Source organism: Paenibacillus chibensis, assembly GCF_004001045.1.
Classification (GTDB): domain Bacteria; phylum Bacillota; class Bacilli; order Paenibacillales; family Paenibacillaceae; genus Paenibacillus_AQ; species Paenibacillus_AQ chibensis.
Map to the genome: position 1 here is coordinate 48,204 of NZ_BIMK01000012.1, position 20,029 is coordinate 68,232.

General features: G+C 49.2%; 21 protein-coding genes. 19 read left to right on the top strand and 2 right to left on the bottom strand.

Features of this window, described 5'->3' with window-relative positions; genetic code table 11:
• Nucleotides 1-30: 30 nt before the first annotated feature.
• The 17 genes from PCH05_RS11705 to PCH05_RS11785 all read left to right on the top strand — a co-directional run bounded on the left by PCH05_RS11705 (nucleotide 31) and on the right by PCH05_RS11785 (nucleotide 17,038).
• Nucleotides 31-372, top strand: coding sequence for a cyclic-phosphate processing receiver domain-containing protein (locus tag PCH05_RS11705; protein ID WP_127602573.1), 342 nt, complete (start codon nucleotides 31-33; stop codon nucleotides 370-372).
• Nucleotides 369-686, top strand: a complete 318-nt coding sequence (locus PCH05_RS11710) for a thioredoxin family protein (RefSeq protein WP_127602574.1) — start codon at nucleotides 369-371, stop codon at nucleotides 684-686. The genes PCH05_RS11705 and PCH05_RS11710 overlap by 4 nt, the downstream gene beginning before the upstream one ends.
• A complete protein-coding gene (locus tag PCH05_RS11715; RefSeq protein WP_127602575.1) occupies nucleotides 686-1,459 on the top strand; it encodes an ABC transporter ATP-binding protein in 774 nt (257 codons plus the stop codon). The genes PCH05_RS11710 and PCH05_RS11715 overlap by 1 nt, the downstream gene beginning before the upstream one ends.
• A 36-nt stretch (nucleotides 1,460-1,495) precedes the next feature.
• Nucleotides 1,496-2,521, top strand: a complete 1,026-nt coding sequence (locus tag PCH05_RS11720) for an SAM-dependent methyltransferase (protein ID WP_127602616.1) — start codon at nucleotides 1,496-1,498, stop codon at nucleotides 2,519-2,521.
• A gap of 214 nt (nucleotides 2,522-2,735) precedes the next feature.
• Nucleotides 2,736-4,220: a serine/threonine protein kinase gene (locus tag PCH05_RS11725; protein WP_127602576.1), complete on the top strand. Its 1,485-nt coding sequence runs from the start codon at nucleotides 2,736-2,738 to the stop codon at nucleotides 4,218-4,220.
• Between the two features lie 34 nt (nucleotides 4,221-4,254).
• A complete protein-coding gene (locus tag PCH05_RS11730; protein ID WP_164766630.1) occupies nucleotides 4,255-5,382 on the top strand; it encodes an SAF domain-containing protein in 1,128 nt (375 codons plus the stop codon).
• Nucleotides 5,383-5,432: 50 nt separating this feature from the next.
• On the top strand, nucleotides 5,433-6,146 hold the full coding sequence (locus tag PCH05_RS11735; protein WP_127602578.1) for a hypothetical protein: 714 nt from the start codon (nucleotides 5,433-5,435) through the stop codon (nucleotides 6,144-6,146).
• Nucleotides 6,143-6,988 (top strand): hypothetical protein, encoded by an 846-nt coding sequence (locus PCH05_RS11740; RefSeq protein WP_127602579.1) that lies wholly within the window; start codon nucleotides 6,143-6,145, stop codon nucleotides 6,986-6,988. The genes PCH05_RS11735 and PCH05_RS11740 overlap by 4 nt, the downstream gene beginning before the upstream one ends.
• Nucleotides 6,989-8,893, top strand: coding sequence for an ATPase, T2SS/T4P/T4SS family (locus PCH05_RS11745; protein WP_127602580.1), 1,905 nt, complete (start codon nucleotides 6,989-6,991; stop codon nucleotides 8,891-8,893).
• Complete coding sequence (locus PCH05_RS11750) at nucleotides 8,883-10,955, top strand: hypothetical protein (protein ID WP_127602617.1); 2,073 nt, start codon at nucleotides 8,883-8,885, stop codon at nucleotides 10,953-10,955. The genes PCH05_RS11745 and PCH05_RS11750 overlap by 11 nt, the downstream gene beginning before the upstream one ends.
• A 13-nt stretch (nucleotides 10,956-10,968) precedes the next feature.
• Nucleotides 10,969-11,451, top strand: a complete 483-nt coding sequence (locus PCH05_RS11755; protein ID WP_127602581.1) for an ABC transporter permease — start codon at nucleotides 10,969-10,971, stop codon at nucleotides 11,449-11,451.
• A 27-nt stretch (nucleotides 11,452-11,478) separates the two neighbouring features.
• Nucleotides 11,479-11,886 carry a hypothetical protein gene (locus tag PCH05_RS11760; RefSeq protein ID WP_127602582.1) on the top strand — a complete coding sequence of 136 codons (408 nt, stop codon included), beginning with the start codon at nucleotides 11,479-11,481 and terminating at the stop codon, nucleotides 11,884-11,886.
• Nucleotides 11,883-12,437: a hypothetical protein gene (locus PCH05_RS11765; protein WP_127602583.1), complete on the top strand. Its 555-nt coding sequence runs from the start codon at nucleotides 11,883-11,885 to the stop codon at nucleotides 12,435-12,437. The genes PCH05_RS11760 and PCH05_RS11765 overlap by 4 nt, the downstream gene beginning before the upstream one ends.
• On the top strand, nucleotides 12,424-13,416 hold the full coding sequence (locus tag PCH05_RS11770; RefSeq protein WP_127602584.1) for a hypothetical protein: 993 nt from the start codon (nucleotides 12,424-12,426) through the stop codon (nucleotides 13,414-13,416). Before PCH05_RS11765 ends, PCH05_RS11770 begins: the two co-directional genes overlap by 14 nt.
• 137 nt (nucleotides 13,417-13,553) lie before the next feature.
• Nucleotides 13,554-15,107: a ribosomal protection-like ABC-F family protein gene (gene abc-f, locus PCH05_RS11775; RefSeq protein ID WP_127602585.1), complete on the top strand. Its 1,554-nt coding sequence runs from the start codon at nucleotides 13,554-13,556 to the stop codon at nucleotides 15,105-15,107.
• Nucleotides 15,108-15,183: 76 nt separating this feature from the next.
• Nucleotides 15,184-16,215 (top strand): MoeB/ThiF family adenylyltransferase, encoded by a 1,032-nt coding sequence (locus PCH05_RS11780; RefSeq protein WP_371860540.1) that lies wholly within the window; start codon nucleotides 15,184-15,186, stop codon nucleotides 16,213-16,215.
• Between the two features lie 163 nt (nucleotides 16,216-16,378).
• Nucleotides 16,379-17,038, top strand: coding sequence for a response regulator transcription factor (locus tag PCH05_RS11785; protein ID WP_164766631.1), 660 nt, complete (start codon nucleotides 16,379-16,381; stop codon nucleotides 17,036-17,038).
• A gap of 27 nt (nucleotides 17,039-17,065) precedes the next feature.
• Here PCH05_RS11785 and PCH05_RS11790 read toward each other — a convergent pair whose 3' ends face one another.
• Together PCH05_RS11790 and PCH05_RS11795 are read right to left on the bottom strand one after the other, a co-directional pair.
• A complete protein-coding gene (locus PCH05_RS11790; protein ID WP_127602587.1) occupies nucleotides 17,066-17,590 on the bottom strand; it encodes a C40 family peptidase in 525 nt (174 codons plus the stop codon).
• Nucleotides 17,591-17,987: 397 nt separating this feature from the next.
• On the bottom strand, nucleotides 17,988-18,629 hold the full coding sequence (locus PCH05_RS11795) for a thiamine diphosphokinase (protein ID WP_127602588.1): 642 nt from the start codon (nucleotides 18,627-18,629) through the stop codon (nucleotides 17,988-17,990).
• A 150-nt stretch (nucleotides 18,630-18,779) separates the two neighbouring features.
• Between PCH05_RS11795 and PCH05_RS11800 the strand changes: the two genes are divergently transcribed.
• Nucleotides 18,780-19,448 carry a trimeric intracellular cation channel family protein gene (locus PCH05_RS11800; protein ID WP_127602589.1) on the top strand — a complete coding sequence of 223 codons (669 nt, stop codon included), beginning with the start codon at nucleotides 18,780-18,782 and terminating at the stop codon, nucleotides 19,446-19,448.
• A gap of 20 nt (nucleotides 19,449-19,468) precedes the next feature.
• Nucleotides 19,469-19,933 (top strand): low molecular weight protein-tyrosine-phosphatase, encoded by a 465-nt coding sequence (locus PCH05_RS11805; RefSeq protein WP_127602590.1) that lies wholly within the window; start codon nucleotides 19,469-19,471, stop codon nucleotides 19,931-19,933.
• Nucleotides 19,934-20,029: the final 96 nt, after the last annotated feature.

Consider the following 20,029-nt stretch of genomic DNA (forward strand, 5'->3'; position numbering starts at 1 on the left):
CGTGAAGGCCGGGAGAAAGGGGAAACGGCTGTGATACATGTATTTCTGGATGATTGCCGGCGTTGTCCGCAAGGATTCGCTCTGGCCAAAAATGCTGAGGAGTGCCTCCTGATGCTTGGGGAGTGCGAGGTCGACATTTTATCGCTTGACTACGATCTTGGCCCCGGTGAACCTACAGGTAAATCCGTGGTGCTTGGGATGATCTCGATGCAGCGGTTTCCTAAGGAAATCTTTTTGCATACGTCCAGCATGTGGGGAAAGAAGGAAATGTACGAGCTTTTGTACCAGTCTGTCCCCGGGCATGTTAAGCTGCATAATGGACCGATCCCTCCCGAGATGCTATTGCGCATTGCAGAGGAGGGGAAGGCATGAGGCAGCTTGACGAAAAGCAGCTGCTTGAAGAGCTGTGGAGCAAGGGCAAGCCGCTTGCGGTCTTTATGCATACTCCGTTTTGCGGGACTTGCAAGGTTGCGCGGCGCATGCTGGAGGTTACGGAGCATATGCTGCCCGAAGGGATTATTGCTGAAGCGGATGTGAACATGCTGCCAAAAGTCGTGGAGCAGTACAAGATCCGCAGCGTTCCGGCGCTCTTAATCACCGATGCCCAGCGGAGCCGCAAGCCTGAGGTCGTATATTCCATGGGGTCGGTCGCCGACCTTTTAGCTCAGATAAGGGGAGTGCTCTGATGATATCGATGCGGGATGTTTCATTGCGGAGAGAAGAAAATCAAATTTTGGATCATGTATCTCTCGAAATGAAAAAGGGGGAAAACTGGGTCATTCTGGGACGGAACGGCTCGGGCAAAACGACGATTCTCGAGATGCTTACGGGATATCTTTTTCCAAGCGAAGGCCGGATTGAGGTACTTGGCAACCTTTACGGTGAATGCGATGTGCGTGAAGTCCGTAAGGAAATCGGCTATATCAGCCCGAATTTGCTTGAGAAGCTGAACCTCAGCGATCCGGTATGGGAGGTTGTCGCAACCGGAGCCTATGCGTTTCTGCGCTTTTATCAGGAAATTCCTGAGGAAGTCAAAGCACGGGCCCTGAAGCTTTTGGAAGAAATGAATTTGGGTAAGCTGTCTTACCATCCGCTCGGGACCTTGTCGCAAGGTGAACGAAAAAAAGTCATGCTGGCGCGCAGTCTGATGACCGAGCCCAAGCTGCTGATTATGGACGAGCCTTGTGCCGGCCTGGACTTGTATGAGCGCGAGAAAATGCTGGCGGAGGTCGAACGACTAGGTGATCTGGATATCATGGTTGTCTATGTGACGCATCACGTAGAGGAAATCATGCCGATGTTTACGCATACGGCATTGATCCGTGATGGCAAAATCGCGGCAGCAGGTCCGAAAGAAACGGTTCTAAACGATGAAACGATAAAACAAACCTACGATATTCCGGCAAGGATCGAATGGGACGGCGGCCGGCCTTGGATTAAAGTGGTTTCTGGAGGGTAATCCATTTTGGATGATAAACTATTACAAACCGAAGAAATGAACAACGAAGCATCCCGGTTCATCTGCACGGCGAACCATGGCTTTGCTCCCTATGCGCAGGAGGAGCTCCGGCGCAGATTCGGCAAGCTGAAGAGCAGAACGCTGATTTCCGGCGAAACCTTCTTGGTAACGCTGTTTGAGGGAGCCGATCGGGCGGTGGATATGATCGTCAGCAATCCCCCTATCTTTTTGCGGCATCTTCAGCCCGTACAGCTTGAACTGAATGCAGAGGCGGATAACGCTTTTGAACAGCTGGTGCAGTATTTGATGCATCAGGACAAGCTTCACGGTGCAAAAGTATCCCTGCAGGTAAGAAAAGCGGATAGCAGCATACTGGAGGAAAGCGCCGGGCAGCTGCGGGAAAGCATTCAAAGCATGCTTACAGGGCTAAGCGCTGAATTTGTTGTGCGCGATGCGGTCTGGGTGATATCCGTGTTTGCGGCTGAAGATCGAATGTATGTCGGCGTGTCTGAGCCTGTGAATAACTTGTCTGATTGGAGCGGCGGCGCTATCCGGTTTCAGCGGGAGGAAGGACAGATCTCACGGGCGAAATTCAAGCTGCTGGAGGCTGAACAAAGCTTCGGTATCGATTTTGCTTCGTTTGATACCGGTCTTGATATTGGCGCGGCACCTGGAGGCTGGACATCATTCCTGCTTGAGCGTGGACTGCGAGTCACGGCGGTGGACCCTGCTCTTATGCATGAATCACTGCAGCAGCATCCTTCGCTGCGCATTTACAAAAAAAATGCGTCTGAGGTACAGTTCCAAGACGGCGAGTTTGATTTGCTGGTTTGCGATATGAGCTGGAGCCCCAAGCAGATGGTCAAGCTGGTAACGGAGCTGCTTCCAAGCTTAAGAACGGGAGGGACAGCGGTCGTCACGGTTAAGCTGATGCACAAAAAGCCGATGGCGCTGATCGATGACGTCATATCCTCGTTCGAAGCAGCAGATATGCAAATTCAGCGGGCGAAGCAGTTGTTCCATAATCGGGATGAAATCACGCTTTATATGATTAAATATTAATGGAGTGAATGTTATGGCTGCTGAAATCAAGCGAGTCATGAACTTGAAAATAGATCTTTACACAGATATTGCCATTGCTATATAATGATACCAAATTCATCCTGACATAAATAAAGGGAAAGCATCCCGGAGTAAGGCATTACGGATTTCCGTAATCGGCCGCTCCCGGAGGCTTTCCCTTTTTGTTTTGTGTCTAAGAAAGCGGGGGAACGAGATGGATCATCCTTCCAAGCTGCATATCGGACTGACGATTGGGGGGAGATACGAGGTTATCCGTAAAATTGGTGAAGGCGGAATGAGCCATGTTTATCTGGTTGAAGATTTGAAGCTCCCCGGCAAGCTGTGGGCGATCAAAGAAAGCATTTCCGATCCGAAGCAGCATAGCAGCATCAGGGAAGAAGCGCAGCTGCTGATTTCATTGAGCCATGCAAGACTTCCGAGAATTGTTGATTTTTTTCCACCGGATGATGACGGATATACCTATCTGGTAATGGATTACATCCAAGGGATTACGTTGGAGAAATACTTTCATGGTTATCGCGGCAGGATTCCCGGCGAATTTATCGTTCAGATTGCGGATCAGCTGCTGGAGGTTCTGGATTATTTGCATACGCATGATCCGGTGATCATTTTCAGGGATTTGAAACCGTCGAACATTATGGTTTCGGAGCATCTGGAACTCAGGCTAATCGATTTTGGCATTGCCCGGAATTATAAGCAGGAGCAGTCACAGGACACGGTCAAGCTGGGGACGGTCGGATTTGCGGCTCCAGAGCAATACGGCTCGGGGCAAAGCGATGCCCGAACCGATCTGTACGGACTCGGGGCGATTCTCCTCTATCTATCAACCGCCGGCGAATATACCGAATGGTCGGATCAAGCGGCGAAAAGCTTCCGTGCCGACCTGCCGCGCAGTCTGGTTCCGATCATCCGCAAGCTCCTGCAGCTTAGACCTGAGGATCGCTATGTGTCGGCCCGTCAAGTCCGGAAAGAGCTGGGAACGGCCGCTCGCCAGGAGCTTGCTACCGATCCGAAGCGAATACGCGGCTTAACAGGCAAGCCAGGCACGCAAGTCATTGCGGTGTTGGGAGCGGGAAGCGGAACGGGCACGACGCATACGGCCATAGCAATCAGCCACTTTCTGGCTCGCGGCCAAGGCAAGGTAGCGCTGGTAGAAATGAACGTCAAATCCCCGGCTTTTCGGAGAATTCAGCAGATTGTTGATGGAGAGCGGGGAGGTCATGGATCAGGGAATCGCAAGTTTGAAGTGAACGGCGTGGACTATTGGCGGCAGACTGCGAGAGCAGACGTAATCATGCTGCTTTCCGGAAGCTACAGCTATGTGGTCATCGACTTGGGCACTTACCGGGAAAGGGAACGGTTCGAGGAGTTTCTAAGAGCTGACGTCTCCATCGTGGTAGCTTCAGGTGCGGAATGGAGGCAGCAGGATGTGATGGACATGGTACGGGGATTGTCGAGATATCCGCAGCAGAAGTGGATGTATTTTCTGCCGCTGGCCCAATCGGACGCCGTTCATCGGCTTCGCAAGCAGCTGAATACGACCAGGGTTTTCTCCTTGCCCTTGCAGATGGATCCGTTTGATCAAAGCGAAGAGATGGATCGGGCCTTGCACCATATTTTTCAAGGGACATTGACCGGAATTCAGCGGAGGAGAAAATTCAGGTTTGGACTCAGCTGACTTCGGAATATAAGAGAGGAGAATGAGCAGGTACATGTCAAAGCTGAGACAGCGAACGAGGCATATGCTCTATGCGGCCCTGTCTGGAGCCGCCGTCATGGGAGTTGTGTTTGCGGGATATGCGATATTCAGCAGCGTGCAGCACCATGCGAGAGAAGCCCGGCTGAAGGCGGATTATCGCGCACAGATCGCCAAAATTGAGCAGGCTCGTTCGGAAGAAGAAAAACAGATGCCTTCCAGTTGGGTTCTCGCCAGGGATATCGCGGCCGGAGAAGCCATTACAACCAAGGATTTGGTACAGGTGAAGCTCCCTCTTGGAGCTGCTCCGGTAAACCTGATTCAAAACGGCGGGGAGAAAGATGTGAAAATAGCCAAGATCGAGCTGAAGAAAGGGACCGCACTGACGGATGCCATGATTTACGACAAGGAGCCGCTGGCAGCCGATCTAAGAAACAGGGAGCTGCAGGTAGTCGCTTTGCCCTCGAATTTAGTGGAGCATGAGGTGATCGACGTACGCATCCAGTTTCCTACTGGACAGGATTACATTGTCTTGCCCAAGAAAACAATCGACAAGCTGGCCAGTCCTTCAATATGGATCACGTTGAACGAGCAGGAAATCCTTTCTTTCTCCAGTGCCATGGTGGATGCTTACATGCATGATGCCAAGCTGTATGCGGTCACCTATGTAGAGCCTCAGATGCAGGACAAAGCGATTCCGACGTATCCGGTTAATACCGAAGTGCTCAAGCTGATAGCCAGTAATCCGAACATCGTCAAGAAAGCGGAGCAAAAATTGTCCGAAGCTCTGCGAACTTCATTGGAAAAGGATTTGGCGAAATCAACATCGGACGGAAGGCAGAGACAGGCTCAAAGCTTTGCCGATTCCCAGTCGAGCTTATCCTATCTGAATGAAAATGCATATCCGGCCTCGAGTGCTCCCGTGAGTCAGCCTGAACCGATGTTTGGCGATTTGAAACAAGCAGGAACCGCAACGTCCGCTGCAGCTAACGATCAGCAAGACCAGCTTCCTCCACTTGCGAATGAGTCCCAAGCTGCCGATTCTTTTTCACTGGGAGGGGTGCAGGATAACAGGCTGCTTGAGCAAAATGCCAGGAATTCAGCCCCTGATGCGGATGGAACGGGAATCGCCGGCCCGCCGTAATGATGGAATCGCTGCGAGATATATGCTGAATGGAAAGGAGAGCGAGCGGTTTGAACACATGGATTTTTGCCGGAATATGCGACAAAAGCGAGCTATTGATGTATGTCTGCAAAATGCTGGCAGCGGGAAATTACAGCGTGCTTTTCGTTGATGCGACAGAAAAAAGAAAATATCCGAGTTTCATTGGCCGATTTGACGAGCCGTTGTGGATTACCGAGTTTTCCGGTTTTGACGTCGCCTGCGGGTTTGATGACGAAGCCGCCCTGAACGCTTATCTCGAGTGCTCGGATGGAAGCAAGAAATATGATTACGTTATCTACGACCTGGAGATTCCTGATTTTTGCTCGTCCGCAACATGGAGGGAAGCAAGCGCGAGAATATGGGTGACGGATTACGAAATCTGGACACTGGAAAACGGAGGGCTGTGGCTTCAAGATGCGATTCATCGTCATTTCAGCGAGGATATGGAGCCGGAAATGCATAAAGTCATCGTTCGGACCGCTGACGAATGGTTCGATTTATTCTATCTGGAGGGATTTTTCAGCCATCTCCCGATTTGTTGGATGGATGATCCGCTCATCATGCCTTGGAACGAGCTCGACTGGTCTGTAAAACTTCGGAATGAGCATACCCGGACCGTGCAAATGAAGCCGTTAACCCGGGGGTACAAACGAAAGGTATGCGAGATGGTTCAGATGCTGACGGGTTGGGATCAAAAGCAAATTCATCGCGTGCTGCGAGCCGCGGAAAGGAGTAGGGCATGAGTACGGTCGCATTTTGGAGTCCGCTGCAAGGTGGAAGCGGGACTTCGGCCCACACGGCAGTGGCAGCTGTCACGATGGGCATGGATTATCGCCTGAAGCTGTTATTAGCTCATGGCGGGATGGCAAAAGAAAGGGTGGAAGGGGCTTTTCAGACGGCGTCTTATTCCTTGGATCATTCCCTGGTTACCTTCCAGGATCACGGCATGGATGCTCTGGAACGTTTGTGCTTGAATCGGAGACTAACTCGTGATAATTTACAGGACTACACGCTACCGCTGCTGCCGGAAAGGGTGGATATCGTACAGGGAAATGCGAAGCAGGATGGAACGATGCCCGGTTACCGCAAACAGCTGCTGAATTCCATATGCACCGTAGCCAACCAGTGCTATGATCTTGTGTTTGCCGATGCAGGCAGCGGTAAACCCAAGGAAGGAAGCGGAGACCAGGCGCTGCTTGAAGCGGCCGACATGATTATCGTCAATTTGAATCAGTCAATTGAAGCCTTGGATTTGTTCTTCAAGGACGGCGGATGTCCGGATGGCATTAAGGATAAGCCGCATATCGTTGTTCTGGGCCGGTATGACAAGTACTCTCACTGTACGTTGAACAATGTAAAACGAAGATTCGGCTACAAAGGTCCGATACACGGGATACCCTATACAACCGATTTTCTGGATGCGTGGAACATGCGCAGCGTGTTGCCCTACCTGCAGCGCAGCCGCAACTTAAACAATCGTCAGCCTTCAGCAGCCTTTTTGGAAAGCGTTCGCTTGTTAAACAAAGACATTCTAACGCAGCTGGAGATGACTTCAGCACTCAAGCTGGTGGAAAGGGGGGCATGAATGATTTCCGGAATGGTCATGAACATTCTTCTGATGGCAGTGATTGTTCTGTTTGCAGCTCTGCTGTTTTATGTGAAATGGCTGGATTACCGCACCCCTGTCGCGAGAGTAAGCGGCTCCGCAGGGCAGTTCACCATTGATCACATGACCGAATTCGTCAAGCAAACGCTGCATGAACTGACTCACAGCCAGTTGACCGATTTGGGCCTCCATGAAGAAGATTATAAGCGGAGGCTTCATAAAAGAAGCGAGCTCCGGAAGGCATTAAAGGAGTGCATCTCGGGAGATATTCACGAGAAGCGGTATGTTAAGCAATTCATGGCTGACCTGCTCGTCAAGAGCTATGGCTTAACGGAGGAACATATCGATGAGGCGATTCCTTTTGAGGATATTGAGCATTTGACGCCGCAGGATCAATTTGAAATTATATTTTACTTATACCAAAAACAATATGGGCAGGAAGCTTTATCGCAAATATTAGAGCACTACGGATTGGATGAACCGAGAATCGTAGAAGGGTATGGGGATCAGCCGGTGTACGCGGTCACGGCCGAGGATATTGAACGCATGTTTATGGCCGAGTATATCAAGCTTGATTTCGAAGAAAAGCTGGAGATCGTCGTACAACGGATTTACCAGCAGTATAAAGGTTTTTCCGTGGTGGACGATTTGCGTGATCAGCGCATCGACGGGATCAGCGGAGGCGTGAGCGGCAGGTTGAACGATGATGGAATGACAGAAACATACGGTAGCCCGTTTTCTCCCTTCATGTTTGCTGACGAAAATGAGGAACAAAGACCGTTGTCGGTAACAGAGAGCGTATGGCTGTTTTACAAAGGCAAATCGGTGCATATGGGTTTTCTCTCTTTTGGCTCGGCACTGGAGCTGAAGCGCGTTTGCCAAAATATTTATAAGTATAATCATCCCGGCCAGCTGTCTGAAGCGAACGGTTATAAGGTTAACGAAATGAAGGATGGCTCCAGGGTCGTTGTCGTCAGACCACCGTTTGCTGAATCTTGGGCATTTTTCGTGCGCAAGTTTGATATCAACAATGCCTCCCTTCAACAATTGATTACAGGGGATCAAGCGGAGCTGCCGATTGAACTTCTGACGTTTCTGATGAAAGGAAACCGGATAACGTCCATTACCGGCGCACAGGGATCCGGGAAAACGACGCTGCTCATGGCTATGATCGAGCATATTAATCCTACATACACTCTTCGGGTGCAAGAGATGGCTTTCGAGCTTCATTTACGCAAAATATACAGCCGTAGAAATATCCTGTCTTTTCGCGAGACGGAACGCATTTCAGGTCAGGAAGGATTAGATTTGCAAAAGAAGACGGACGGTACAGTCAATATTCTGGGTGAGGTTGCGAGTGACGAGGTTGCGGCATGGATGATCCAAATGTCACAAGTGGCGAGCTTGTTTACGGTATTTACGCATCATGCCAAGACGTTTCGTGACCTGGTCTATTCACTCCGGAACTCCCTGCTCAAAATCGGCGTGTTTCAAAACGAGCATATTGCGGAAGAGCAAGTCGTTCAAGTGATTAACTTTGATATTCATATGAAAAGAGATGCAGACGGCAAGCGGTATATCGAACGGATAACCGAGTGCGTACCGGTAACGAACCTAGCTTTTCAGCAGAGCAGCAGTGACGGGAAAGGCTATTCCGAGAGGAGTGACAGAAGTTCAGCACAGCTGTTACATCATGGAAGGGATTCGATGAGAGGAGCTTTCGTATCCCGAAACATTGTGGAATACAGGCATGGAGAATATGTTGCAGTAGAGCCGCTATCCCCGTTTAACGTCCAGGAAATGGAAGAACAGATGGGGGAAGCGGATGCACAAAGGTTCCGTGAATTTATGGATTATCATTGGAGATCCGCCCATGAACATTAAAACGGCCTTATTCCTTATTCTCGTTCTCTCTTTATTCCTGTTCGGAGCGGCTTACGCCGTCCTCGCTTGGCTCATGAGCCGGCAGAGGCAGGCGGTACAGCAGCATTTTCTCGGGAATCCGACTTTCAAGCGCCTCAGCATTCGTGAACGAAGCAGCCTATGGCTGCAAAAATGTTACGTCATCCTGTCGAAGACACCGCTTCTATCAGCATACTTGCGTAAGATCAGAAAAAGGCTGTCCGGTGTTCATGCTTATGATGAAATCAAGCTGCGTCGCGAAACGGCGAAGATTACGCTGACTATTATTCTACTATTGGGACTATCGGCTATCATTCTTTTCTTGCTCAATCCCAGCATCAGCTTTCTGCTTATCATTCTGCTTACCGCGATCATTCTGAACAGCCTCTTGATCGATATGTACGCGAATCGCTTGGAGAAACGCCTGCTGGTACAAATGGTCGATTTGTTCTCTGAAGTACGCCATCGCTACCAGCAGCACGAAATGATCGACGAAGCTCTGTATGAAGCTGCGGATACCGCGGGTTACGAGGCTGCAGCACATACGCGCAAAATCTATGAAGCGCTCAACGCTAAAGATCCGTCCCAAGCCCTTGAGAATTATTACGAAACAGCTCCCAACCGTTTTCTAAAAGCTTTCGCAGGCATTTCTTATTTAATCATGGAGTTTGGAGACAAAGTCAAGGAACAAGGCTCGATCTACTTGCAGGGGCTCAGCGGGTTGACCAAGGAAATCCACTTGGAGATATTGCGTCGGGACAAGCTGGATTATTTATTGAAGGGACTGAACGTGATTGCGCTAGTCCCGGTGTTTTTTACAAAGCCGATCGAGAAGTGGGCACGAAGCAGCTTTCCGGCGATGGATCAATTTTATACCAGCAAATGGGGATATCTCACCAAAATATCGATTTATCTCGTCATTATTATTTCGTTTGTCCTGCTGCAGAGACTGCAGCAGGATCAGGAAACAACCTATCGAGCCAGGGGAAGCAAGAGAACTTGGGAGCATCTTCTTTCTTCCTTCGGCTTCCTAAAATGGATAGCGGATTGGATGGCACCCAGGCCGGCAACGCCGGCGTATGCCAAGATCATAAGGCTGTTGAAGGAAAGCAGCACTCATCTACGGTACGAATGGTTTTACATCCGAAGAATCGTGTTTTTTGCGGTAGCCTTTGCCGTCACTTTGTCAACGTTCTTCGTGCTGCACGAGACGGCGAAGAAGCACATTTTATATGATCCTGTAGCGGCTTCCGCCTTTTTCGGGCAAGTCTCCGTCGATCAAAAGAAGACAGGTCAAATCGCAAGTCATCGTGACCTGGAGGTGATGAAGGAAATGCGCATGTCCCCCTCTGCAAGCTATGACGAGGTTGCCATGAGACTCAGCAAAAACGAAGCATCGAACCAGAATCAGGAAACATTAGCGGAAACGACCAACCGGATTTTGCAAAAGATAAAGGCATATAACAACGAATATTTAAAATGGTGGGAAGTTCTGGGCGCATGTCTGGTGGGCTGGGTAGGATATCAATTTCCGCTTTGGCTGCTTCTGTTCCAGCGGAAAATTCGTTACATGGATATGCGGCATGAAGTTTATCAGTTTCAGACGGTCATCGCAATGCTGCGGGAAATGGAAAGAATCTCGGTAGAGGAAATTTTGGAGTGGATGAACCGGTTTGCGATTATTTTCAAAACGCCGATTCAGAAATGCGTTCTCCATTATGATCACGGTGCGGAGATGGCGCTGACGGCATTGAAGGAAGAGATTCCTCTGACTGAATTTCAAAGAATCGTGGACAAGCTGCTTCTCTGCGTCGAAAAGATTCCCATTGCCCGGGCCTTCGATGATTTGGAGAACGAGATGTCCTTCTACTTCGAGCAGCGGAAGCAGGAGTACGAGAAAATGATAGATACCAAGGCGGCGCTTGGAAAGATGCTTGGTTTTGCTCCGATGTACGCTCTGATTTTCCTGTATCTGGTCATTCCTCTCATTGCCATCAGCTTCATGCAAATGAACGTCTATTACGAACAAATCCAAAAAATATAAGGAGTAATGTGATATGAATAACGCTTCCAGCGCACTCAAGGTGGCGGCCGGAATCTTCCTGACAATCGCCCTGATTACGATCGTTGTGATCCTTTTTATTTCCGCACAAGAGGCTACGAAAACCGCACAAAACAATTTTTCGGATATTCAGACGGAGTTGTCCCAAGCTGCATTCACGGTGTATGACGGTACGAGCATCAGCGGTTCTCAAGTGACGAACGCACTGCGCAAATTCAGGGATAAGGATCAGTTCGGCATCCTCGTCAAGACTGGTAAAAATAGAGATGGGCAGTGGTATGGAAACACGCTGTTCACTAACGATGAATTGACAAACGACAGATTCGGAGCCGTAGACGAAACGAAAAGAAGGACCGGAGATTTAAGGAACACGATACTGGAATCGAGTAATGAATACGTTAACCCCAGCGGTAAATTCAAGGCTAGCGTTATCAAGGATAAATCGAATGTTGTGCGTGGTCTGATCTTCGAACAGTAGACCAAAGAAAGGGACAACGGCATTGACATGAATGAAAATGTACAGCAGATGTTAACGCTTGGCGCAATGACAGCTCTGTTTCTGAGCGCCTGCTTTGTCGCGCTTGCATTGACCGGGCAGATAAACATGACATTGCATGAAGCCGCCTCCGTAGTAGGCGGACAGACCCAAAGCGTTCATTCCGGGATTCACACGTCCAAACCGGATACCTATACCGGTGCTCAAGCTATATTGATAGCGATAGAACAGCAAGAGAAGGGGATCGTCATCCAAGCGGACGGTATCCAAGTCACTCCGAAAAGTGCTCAGGAGCTCATGAAGGATTCCGTTTTTGAAGCTCAAAGCCGATATACGGCAACATACATACGCGATGGCAATGGTCAATTAACGGAAATCAGATTTGCAAGGCTTCCGGCAGTGAAGGAGGATTTATGAGCAACGCGGTATCGAAAATCGTAGCTGTCCTGCTCGCAGTCGCTTTGCTGTTCATTTATCCTGCTGCGGAGGCTTACCGCAAGCAGGATGATGTATCGCGGATAATCGTGAACAATGCTGTGACTCAGTTTGTGGACGCGGTTAGAAACAAGGGCTATTTATCGCCGGTGATGTATCAGGATTTTGTGAACGAAATGGCTGCATCCGGAAACGAAATGGAAATACAAATGGAGCATTTGCATAAACAATACACCCCGGTCTATACGGACGCGTCCGATCCCAACACGTTTCAGCATGAGTTCGATGTTTCATATGCGGGCTACTATACGGCAGATATCATGTCGGTTCTGTTTCCTGACAACGAAACACCGAAAGATCGTGATATCCGTAAATACAAAATGAATGCAGGGGACTTTTTCAAAGTCACGATCCGCAACCCAAACCGTACGCCTGGCACAATCATGATGGATTTTGTTACAGGATCTGATTCAGGCGTTGCGCCAGCCATGGCATACCGGTACGGAGGCATGGTGCTTAATGAAGATTACTGATTTTTCAATCCTCTTCATCATTCTATTCGTTCCCGTATTTCTAATCTGTGGTTTTCAAATCAGGGATCAGCAAACGGTGCAGGAACTCGAGAGGAAGTATGTCACAGCGCTCCGTACCGCCGTTCAAGACGGGGCCAGCGTGCTGAACACGAACGAGAAGCAGGAGTGGGAAGCCGGTTATGGATCCGTGAAATTTTTCCGGGCCGACAAAGAGCTGGCTCTGGCTGCCTTTTATAAAAGCTTGTATATAAATCTCGGAATCGAAGAGGATCTGCCCGCGCAGAAGCTGCTTGATTTGTACATCCCCGCCATTGCGGTCGTGGATTACGATGGCTATTACATTTATGCTGATGAGGAGTACTCGGGTAGCGATCGAGAGACGCTGGTCAGGCATGTGTGGAGCCCAAAGAAGCCGTATGCCTATACGGATGAACGAGGTAATCTCATACGTTTTACCTTGGATAATACGGTAGATGTCTATGATGCTGAAACCGGAGAATGGACGCATGGTCTGCAGTGGGAGATGCAGCCGTACTCGAACGTTCCGCTGATCGCCCACTCCGATGTGTTCGAGCAGGTGAAAAGGACGACCATCGTGCAGACGATCGAATCCGATTTGGCAAACGTGATTAACCGTCATAATGAATATGCAGCAAAGAACGGGGTTGCTTATGATTTCATGTTACCGCTCATCCCGGGCGAGGAATGGAACAACTCCATCCAAGATATAGGAATAATGGCGTTCATCCAAGGCATGCCTGTAGGATCAGGCTATCTCAACAACTACGCGTTGGGCGGGGGGCGTTTAGTAGTCAATGACAGCATTTTTGCGGGAACAGATCCTGCTACGGGCATCCGCTATTTTGAGCGAGGGGACTGCCGGCAGGGCCTCAATATTGAAGAGACCTTCTCATCTGCAAAGGAAGCCGCAAAACACGGTTATTTTGAACGCGGGTGCTTCCATAAGGATCTTCCATAAAGATGACCCTGTCCCAGACTTCCAAGCTTATTTTACGGTAAACTGTTTCTTATGATAAAATGAGTTCTTGAATGCCCGTTCACGGTCATGAAGAGCTGAAGCATGTATTTATCATAGACAGGAGCCACAACACATATATGAGCTTGTTGACAGTTGAAAATGTAACCCATAATTTCGGAGACCGTACCTTGTTCAGAAACGTATCTTTCCGCCTTTTAGCCGGAGAGCACGTCGGTTTGGTCGGGGCAAACGGCGTGGGCAAGTCCACGCTCATGAATATTCTGACCGGTAAACAGTTGAAGGATGACGGCAAGGTGGAATGGACGCCCAAAGTTCGTTACGGGTATCTCGATCAGCATTCCAAGCTGACCCCAGGCAAGACGGTACGCGATGTTTTAAAGGACGCCTTCCTGCCGCTTTTGGAGCTGGAGAAGGAAATGATGATCATCACTGACAGAATGGCGGATGCCTCTCCCGAGGAGCTTGAAGTTTTGCTTGAACAAATGGGAGAGATTCAAGAGCAGCTTGAACTCGGTGATTTTTATATGATTGATGTGAAGGTCGAAGAAATGGCGAACGGTTTGGGTTTATCCGCCATCGGACTGGATCGCGATGTAACTGCACTGAGCGGCGGCCAGCGGACGAAGGTGCTGTTGGCCAAGCTGCTGCTGGAGAAGCCTACCGCGTTGCTGTTGGACGAACCTACGAACTATTTGGACGTGGAGCATATCGATTGGCTGACGCAATATTTGAAATCTTATCCGTACGCCTTTATTCTGATTTCGCATGATACGGAATTCATGAATCAGGTTGTGGATGTGATCTATCATCTGGAATTTGCCAAGCTGACAAGATATTCGGCCAATTACGAAAAGTTTCTGGAGATGGCCGACATTTCGAAGAGCCAGCATATCGATGCCTACGAGAAGCAGCAGGAGTACATTAAAAAGCAGGAAGACTTCATCCAGCGAAACAAGGCTCGCGCTTCCACATCCGGGCGTGCGAAAAGCCGTGAAAAACAGTTGAATCGCATTGACCTCATCGACAAGCCGGAGGAAGCGGCTAAGCCGGTATTTCAATTCAAAGAAGCTCGTGCAAGCGGGAAAACCGTTTTTGAAGGTACCGATTTTGAGATCGGGTATACCCATGCTTTGCTCCCTCAAATGAGCATGACGATAGAACGCGGGGATAAGATTGCCATCGTGGGCTGCAACGGGGTCGGCAAATCGACTTTGCTGAAGACCATCATAGGCAAAATCCCTCCGATCAGCGGCAAAACATACCTCGGTGATTACTTGCAGCCGGCATATTTTGAGCAGGAGGTCCGTCCTGGGAATATGACGCCAATCGATGACGTGTGGAATGAATTTTCCTCACTGAACCAGCATGAGGTCCGGGCGCACCTCGCCCGCTGCGGATTGAAAAATGAGCATATCACGCGTCCGCTGAACATGCTCAGCGGTGGCGAGCAGGCTAAAGTACGGCTGTGCAAGCTCATGATGCGCGAATCGAACTGGATATTGTTTGACGAACCGACCAATCACCTGGATGTGATCGCCAAGTCGGAGCTGAAGCGTGCATTACGGGAATACAAAGGGACCATCCTGCTCGTCTCCCATGAGCCGGATTTCTATGAAGATTGGGTTACGAAGACCTGGAACGTGGAAGAATGGTCTCAACAGAAGGCATAATTGGCAAAAGATTTAGCATTAGAACTGCCGTATTCTCGTTATGGGAATGCGGCTTTTTATCGAAGGAGATGCAGGCATGAACACCGGAGAAGACCGTTATTCCAGACAGGAACGTTTTATCCCGTTTGGAGTGGAAGGACAGCGTAAGCTGGGAGAAAGCCATGTATTGATTATCGGAGCAGGCGCGCTCGGAACCTCGATCGCCGAAACGCTGGCAAGGGCCGGTGTGGGGCATCTGACGATTGCCGACCGCGATTATGTCGAGTGGAGCAATCTGCAGCGGCAGCAGCTTTTTTCCGAAGAGGACGCAAGCTTGAGACTGCCCAAAGCAATCGCTGCCAAGCAAAGGCTGGAAGCAATCAACTCCTTGATTCAAATCGACAGCCATGTCATGGACGTCAAGCTGGAAGAGCTAGAGTCGTTGATTCACGGTGTGGATCTGATCATGGATGGAACGGATAACTTTGATACACGGTTGCTTATCAATGACGCATCGCAAAAATATAACATCCCCTGGATTTATGGCGGTTGTGTCGGGAGTTACGGCATCACCTATACGATTATACCGGGTCAGACGCCATGCCTGAACTGTCTGCTGGGAACCGTACCGCTTGGTGGAGATACGTGCGATACGGCGGGAATTATCCCCCAAGCGGTGCAGGTGGTCACCGCGCATCAAACGACGGAGGCGATGAAGCTTCTCAGCGGACATCCGGAAGCGCTTCGTGATAAACTGTTAACCTTTGATCTGTGGAGGAATGAATCGATGTCGATGGGAGTGAAGCATGCCCGAAAGGAGGACTGCCTCTCCTGCGGAAGCGATCGGACATACCCTTATCTTTCCGCTTCCCATCTTGAAAAAGCCGATGTATTGTGCGGTAGGGATACCGTTCAAATCCGTCCAGGCAAAAAGCAGTCCATCAGCCTGCAGGAAACGGCCGACAGACTGGCTAGGCTGGGAGAAGGCAAGGTGGAGAGCAATCCGTTTTTGGTATCCTTCACCACAGGCGAGCAGCGCCTAGTCATTTTCGCGGATGGCAGAGCGTTGGTTCATGGAACCAAAGACATTGCTCAGGCAAGATCCTTATATCACCGTTATATGGGATAAGTATTTCATATTCAACCCATTATGCATTCCACAACCATTCCTTATTGAAGGAATGGTTTTTTACTTGAACGGCAACGCTATGTAAAAGGGTAGGCAAAAGGATGTTTGAAAGAAATCAGGTGATGCAATGCATGAAAGGCTTCTCGTCATAGGGGATTTCTTGATGGAGGTCCAATTATTGAAGGCTCTTCACGATGAAGGATACGCAATCAAGGTTGTATCAACCGAGCATGAAGCGCTGCGCGCCATCAGCCGGGATGAATTGGATATGCTGCTGCTTGAGCGGCCATGTCATTCAACGAATTCATTACATAAAATGATGAAGGCATTTTTAAGGGAACAGGGGAACCGGCCGTTTCCCATTATTTTGTTCGTGGATGAGGCCAGTCCATCAGCCGTCGTTGAGGGTTTGGGAGCAGGCGCAAATGATGTCGTCCCCATAGCAGTGGGGAAGGAGGAGCTGCTGGCAAGGATCCGGAATCTGCTGGGTATTTTTCGCATAGAAAATGAGCGAAGCAGCCAGCAGGTTGTGATTGACGATTTGATTATTGATCCAGGCAGCCGAAAGGTCAGAAGAGGCGATACTGAACTGTCATTGACCGTCAAGGAATTCGATCTGCTGCTATATTTGGCGAGACATGTTAATCGGGTATGTACGCGTGAAGAAATTTTAAAAAAGGTGTGGGATTATGATTTTCATATGGGAACGAACGTGGTGGATGTCTACATCCGGCATTTGCGCACCAAAATGGATAAAGGTTTCAGCAAAAAATTGATTCAATCGGTACGCGGTGTGGGTTATATAATAAAAGAAGGCGAGTAAGTTTTTAACTTACCGCCTTCTCTCGTACTAAAGTACGCGACGTGCTTTCAGGTATGTTCTTTTCCAGTTGCCGGAGTTCAGATCGGAAATCGTTACCCCAGGAGAACCGTAGGTGTGCAAAATTTTACCGTTGCCTGCATACACAGCGACATGGGTTACGTTTTTGCCGTTAGCTCTGCTGCCGCTGGAGAAAAATACGAGATCGCCAGGCTTCAGATTGGCTTTGGAAACCGCAACGCCTGCTTTCGACTGGGCTACGGACGTGCGGGGAAGAGTTACACCGTATTTGCCAAAGATGTATTTCGTGAATGAAGAGCAGTCAAAGACTTTGGTTGTGCTGGTAGATGCGCCAAATTTATAGGGAGTACCCATAAACTTTTTACCGTAATTCACAATGGATTGTCCCTTTGTGGAAGCTTGGGACGATGAGGATACCGATTTGGAAGAAGATGCTTCCGTCACTTCGGCTCCGGTTGCCATCATGGCTGTAAAACCGATCGATGCACATAACCCTACGGCTACTAATTTTTGGATTAGATGTTTTTGCTTCATGTTGTATGACCTCCAAATTTCGTTTTCTTTCAGGCTCGTTTCCGAGTATAACAGTTTTGTAACAGCCTAAATTATGGATAGCATACCTCAAACCCTTGCAGTTCTAGGGGATATTCCCTTTTATTAAAAAACGATTAAAAGTTACAAAAAATTAAGATATTGCTTGCCTGCTAAACGTAAAAATAAGAAAAACCCTTGATTTATCAAGGGTTTTTCTTGATTTATTGAAGATTTCAGATAGTAACAAATTCGATGCTAGGCGCAAGAAAAACAAAATCGAAAAGCGGATTTTTAGAGTTGTTTTGAGTTGAAGTCCGTCGATGAACTTTTCTCATAGATGGTAGCTCAAGATCCTAGGCTCTAAAGTATCATATCGTTATAAGGCGGTTCTGATCGGTTAGTCGTTGCTTTGAATCACCAGCAAAAGACCGCCCTCGACGCTGACCAGACCGGTTGAGCTCAGCAGCACGTTGCTGATGCCGAGAGACTCTCCGATTTTGAGGGTGGCGTTCGTGAGCGGATATTGAAATCCTTCGAGCGTGATGCCCGTAACCTCAGGCGTCATAGGAAGCAGGGATACATATTTATAACCGCGATCCTGCACATCGAGACGGGAGCCGGTCATGGTTATGTAATTGTTGCGATCCATCATGGCACAAGAGATATGATGCTGGAGCCCGCGGTTCAGCATTTGGACGTTGGCAAGGGTATGATCCATGCGCGTTCCCGTCCCGCCAATGAGCAGGATGAATTCGGGCTGTTCCCGGATGGCCATTTCAAAGGCGAGCTCGGTATCGGTTAAATTTTTATCGATCGGGTCACATTCTACGATTTTCCCGGCTTTTGACCGGACATGCTCCAGCTCCTGCGAGGATATGGAGTCGAAGTCGCCAACGGCAAGATCGGGTTTGATCCCGTGACGGATGAGGAAAAGAGCTCCTTTATCCGCGCCGATGATAAAATCTCCCGGCTGTAATTCTTGTATATATTGAGGATGAAGCTCTCCTCCTGAAAAAATAACTACGCGTTGTTTGCTCATGTTTGTTCCCCCTAAAACCATTCATTGCGATCTCGTTTCATATCGTTTGTTTCTTCAGTATAAATGAGAAAACATAGTTGCACAATTTAGGCAGCCGCGACTACAATAGGGAAGACATAGGATAGGGGAGAGGTTAGAGAGAAATTGGACATGCATGCTTTTGAAATTTTCAGCATCATTGGCACGATCGCTTTTGCGATGTCCGGCGCATTTGTTGCCATGGAAGAAGATTACGACATCCTGGGCATACTGGTGCTGGGTCTGGTCACGGCTTTTGGCGGCGGCGTCATCCGCAACGTTCTGATCGGGGTGCCGGTTACCACGCTGTGGAGCCAGGGGCTGCTGATTAAACTGGCGATATTGTCAGTGATCATTGCATTTCTGCTTCCTTTGGGCTGGATCAAGCACTGGAAACGAACCGAGGCCTGGTTTGATGCAATCGGATTATCCGCTTTTGCCATCCAGGGAGCGCTGTACGCTGCCAATATGCATCACCCGTTGTCGGCTGTGGCCGTGGCCGCAGTCATGACAGGAGTCGGCGGCGGCATCATCCGTGATCTTCTGGCCGGACGCAAGCCGCTTGTACTGCGTGATGAAATTTATGCAGTTTGGGCGATGATTGCCGGCGTTGTCATCGGACTGAACTGGATTCATACGACATGGCAGGCTGTTTTGCTGTTTGCGGTCATCGTTTTGCTTCGCATGCTTTCTGTCTATTATAAATGGAAGCTGCCGCGCCGCACGCTGCAGATGTCTTCTTCGACCGGTCTCTCCGTACAGAACCAACATAAGGGCGAACACAGCCGGAAGACAGCATAATGGAAGAAGGAGGCTATAACATGGTAAACGTATTATTCGTTTGTTTGGGAAACATTTGCCGTTCGCCTATGGCGGAAGCCATTATGAGACACAAGGTGAAGGAAGCAGGTCTGGAAAACGAGATACAAGTCGATTCGGCGGGCACCGGCGATTGGCATGTCGGTCACATCCCCCATGAGGGAACACGTGATTTGCTGGATCGCCATGAGATCAGCTACGAGGGGATTCGGGCGCGTCAGCTCGCAGGTCCGGATTTTGAACGTTTCGATTATATTGTCGTCATGGATGACAGTAATTGGTCGAATGTTAGGAAGCTTCCCGGAGCCAAGGAGAACAGCCTGATAAAGTTCATGAATCTGTTGCCCGGGCATGAGTTGAAGGAAGTCCCTGATCCGTATTATACCGGCAACTTTGATCAGGTATACGAATTGATGGAAGCTGGGTGCGATGTGCTGCTGAATCGAATCAGAAAAGAGTTAAAATAGCTTCGATATCTTTGCGATCGGCAGCTGGAGCCAGGTAAAGTATTTCTTGAAAAGGCACTTGCTGCCTTTTTTCGGAAAAACAATGAAAACGCAATC

Coding starts and splice junctions, on each gene's coding strand:
- PCH05_RS11785 (WP_164766631.1), top strand. CDS start 16,379: ATGGAGGTCCAATTATTGAAGGCTCTTCACGATGAAGGATACGCAATC.
- PCH05_RS11805 (WP_127602590.1), top strand. CDS start 19,469: ATGGTAAACGTATTATTCGTTTGTTTGGGAAACATTTGCCGTTCGCCT.
- PCH05_RS11760 (WP_127602582.1), top strand. CDS start 11,479: ATGAATGAAAATGTACAGCAGATGTTAACGCTTGGCGCAATGACAGCT.
- PCH05_RS11730 (WP_164766630.1), top strand. CDS start 4,255: ATGTCAAAGCTGAGACAGCGAACGAGGCATATGCTCTATGCGGCCCTG.
- PCH05_RS11780 (WP_371860540.1), top strand. CDS start 15,184: ATGAACACCGGAGAAGACCGTTATTCCAGACAGGAACGTTTTATCCCG.
- PCH05_RS11755 (WP_127602581.1), top strand. CDS start 10,969: ATGAATAACGCTTCCAGCGCACTCAAGGTGGCGGCCGGAATCTTCCTG.
- PCH05_RS11725 (WP_127602576.1), top strand. CDS start 2,736: ATGGATCATCCTTCCAAGCTGCATATCGGACTGACGATTGGGGGGAGA.
- PCH05_RS11710 (WP_127602574.1), top strand. CDS start 369: ATGAGGCAGCTTGACGAAAAGCAGCTGCTTGAAGAGCTGTGGAGCAAG.
- abc-f (WP_127602585.1), top strand. CDS start 13,554: ATGAGCTTGTTGACAGTTGAAAATGTAACCCATAATTTCGGAGACCGT.
- PCH05_RS11795 (WP_127602588.1), bottom strand. CDS start 18,629: ATGAGCAAACAACGCGTAGTTATTTTTTCAGGAGGAGAGCTTCATCCT.
- PCH05_RS11800 (WP_127602589.1), top strand. CDS start 18,780: ATGCATGCTTTTGAAATTTTCAGCATCATTGGCACGATCGCTTTTGCG.
- PCH05_RS11750 (WP_127602617.1), top strand. CDS start 8,883: ATGAACATTAAAACGGCCTTATTCCTTATTCTCGTTCTCTCTTTATTC.
- PCH05_RS11740 (WP_127602579.1), top strand. CDS start 6,143: ATGAGTACGGTCGCATTTTGGAGTCCGCTGCAAGGTGGAAGCGGGACT.
- PCH05_RS11765 (WP_127602583.1), top strand. CDS start 11,883: ATGAGCAACGCGGTATCGAAAATCGTAGCTGTCCTGCTCGCAGTCGCT.
- PCH05_RS11745 (WP_127602580.1), top strand. CDS start 6,989: ATGATTTCCGGAATGGTCATGAACATTCTTCTGATGGCAGTGATTGTT.
- PCH05_RS11770 (WP_127602584.1), top strand. CDS start 12,424: ATGAAGATTACTGATTTTTCAATCCTCTTCATCATTCTATTCGTTCCC.
- PCH05_RS11715 (WP_127602575.1), top strand. CDS start 686: ATGATATCGATGCGGGATGTTTCATTGCGGAGAGAAGAAAATCAAATT.
- PCH05_RS11720 (WP_127602616.1), top strand. CDS start 1,496: ATGAACAACGAAGCATCCCGGTTCATCTGCACGGCGAACCATGGCTTT.
- PCH05_RS11790 (WP_127602587.1), bottom strand. CDS start 17,590: ATGAAGCAAAAACATCTAATCCAAAAATTAGTAGCCGTAGGGTTATGT.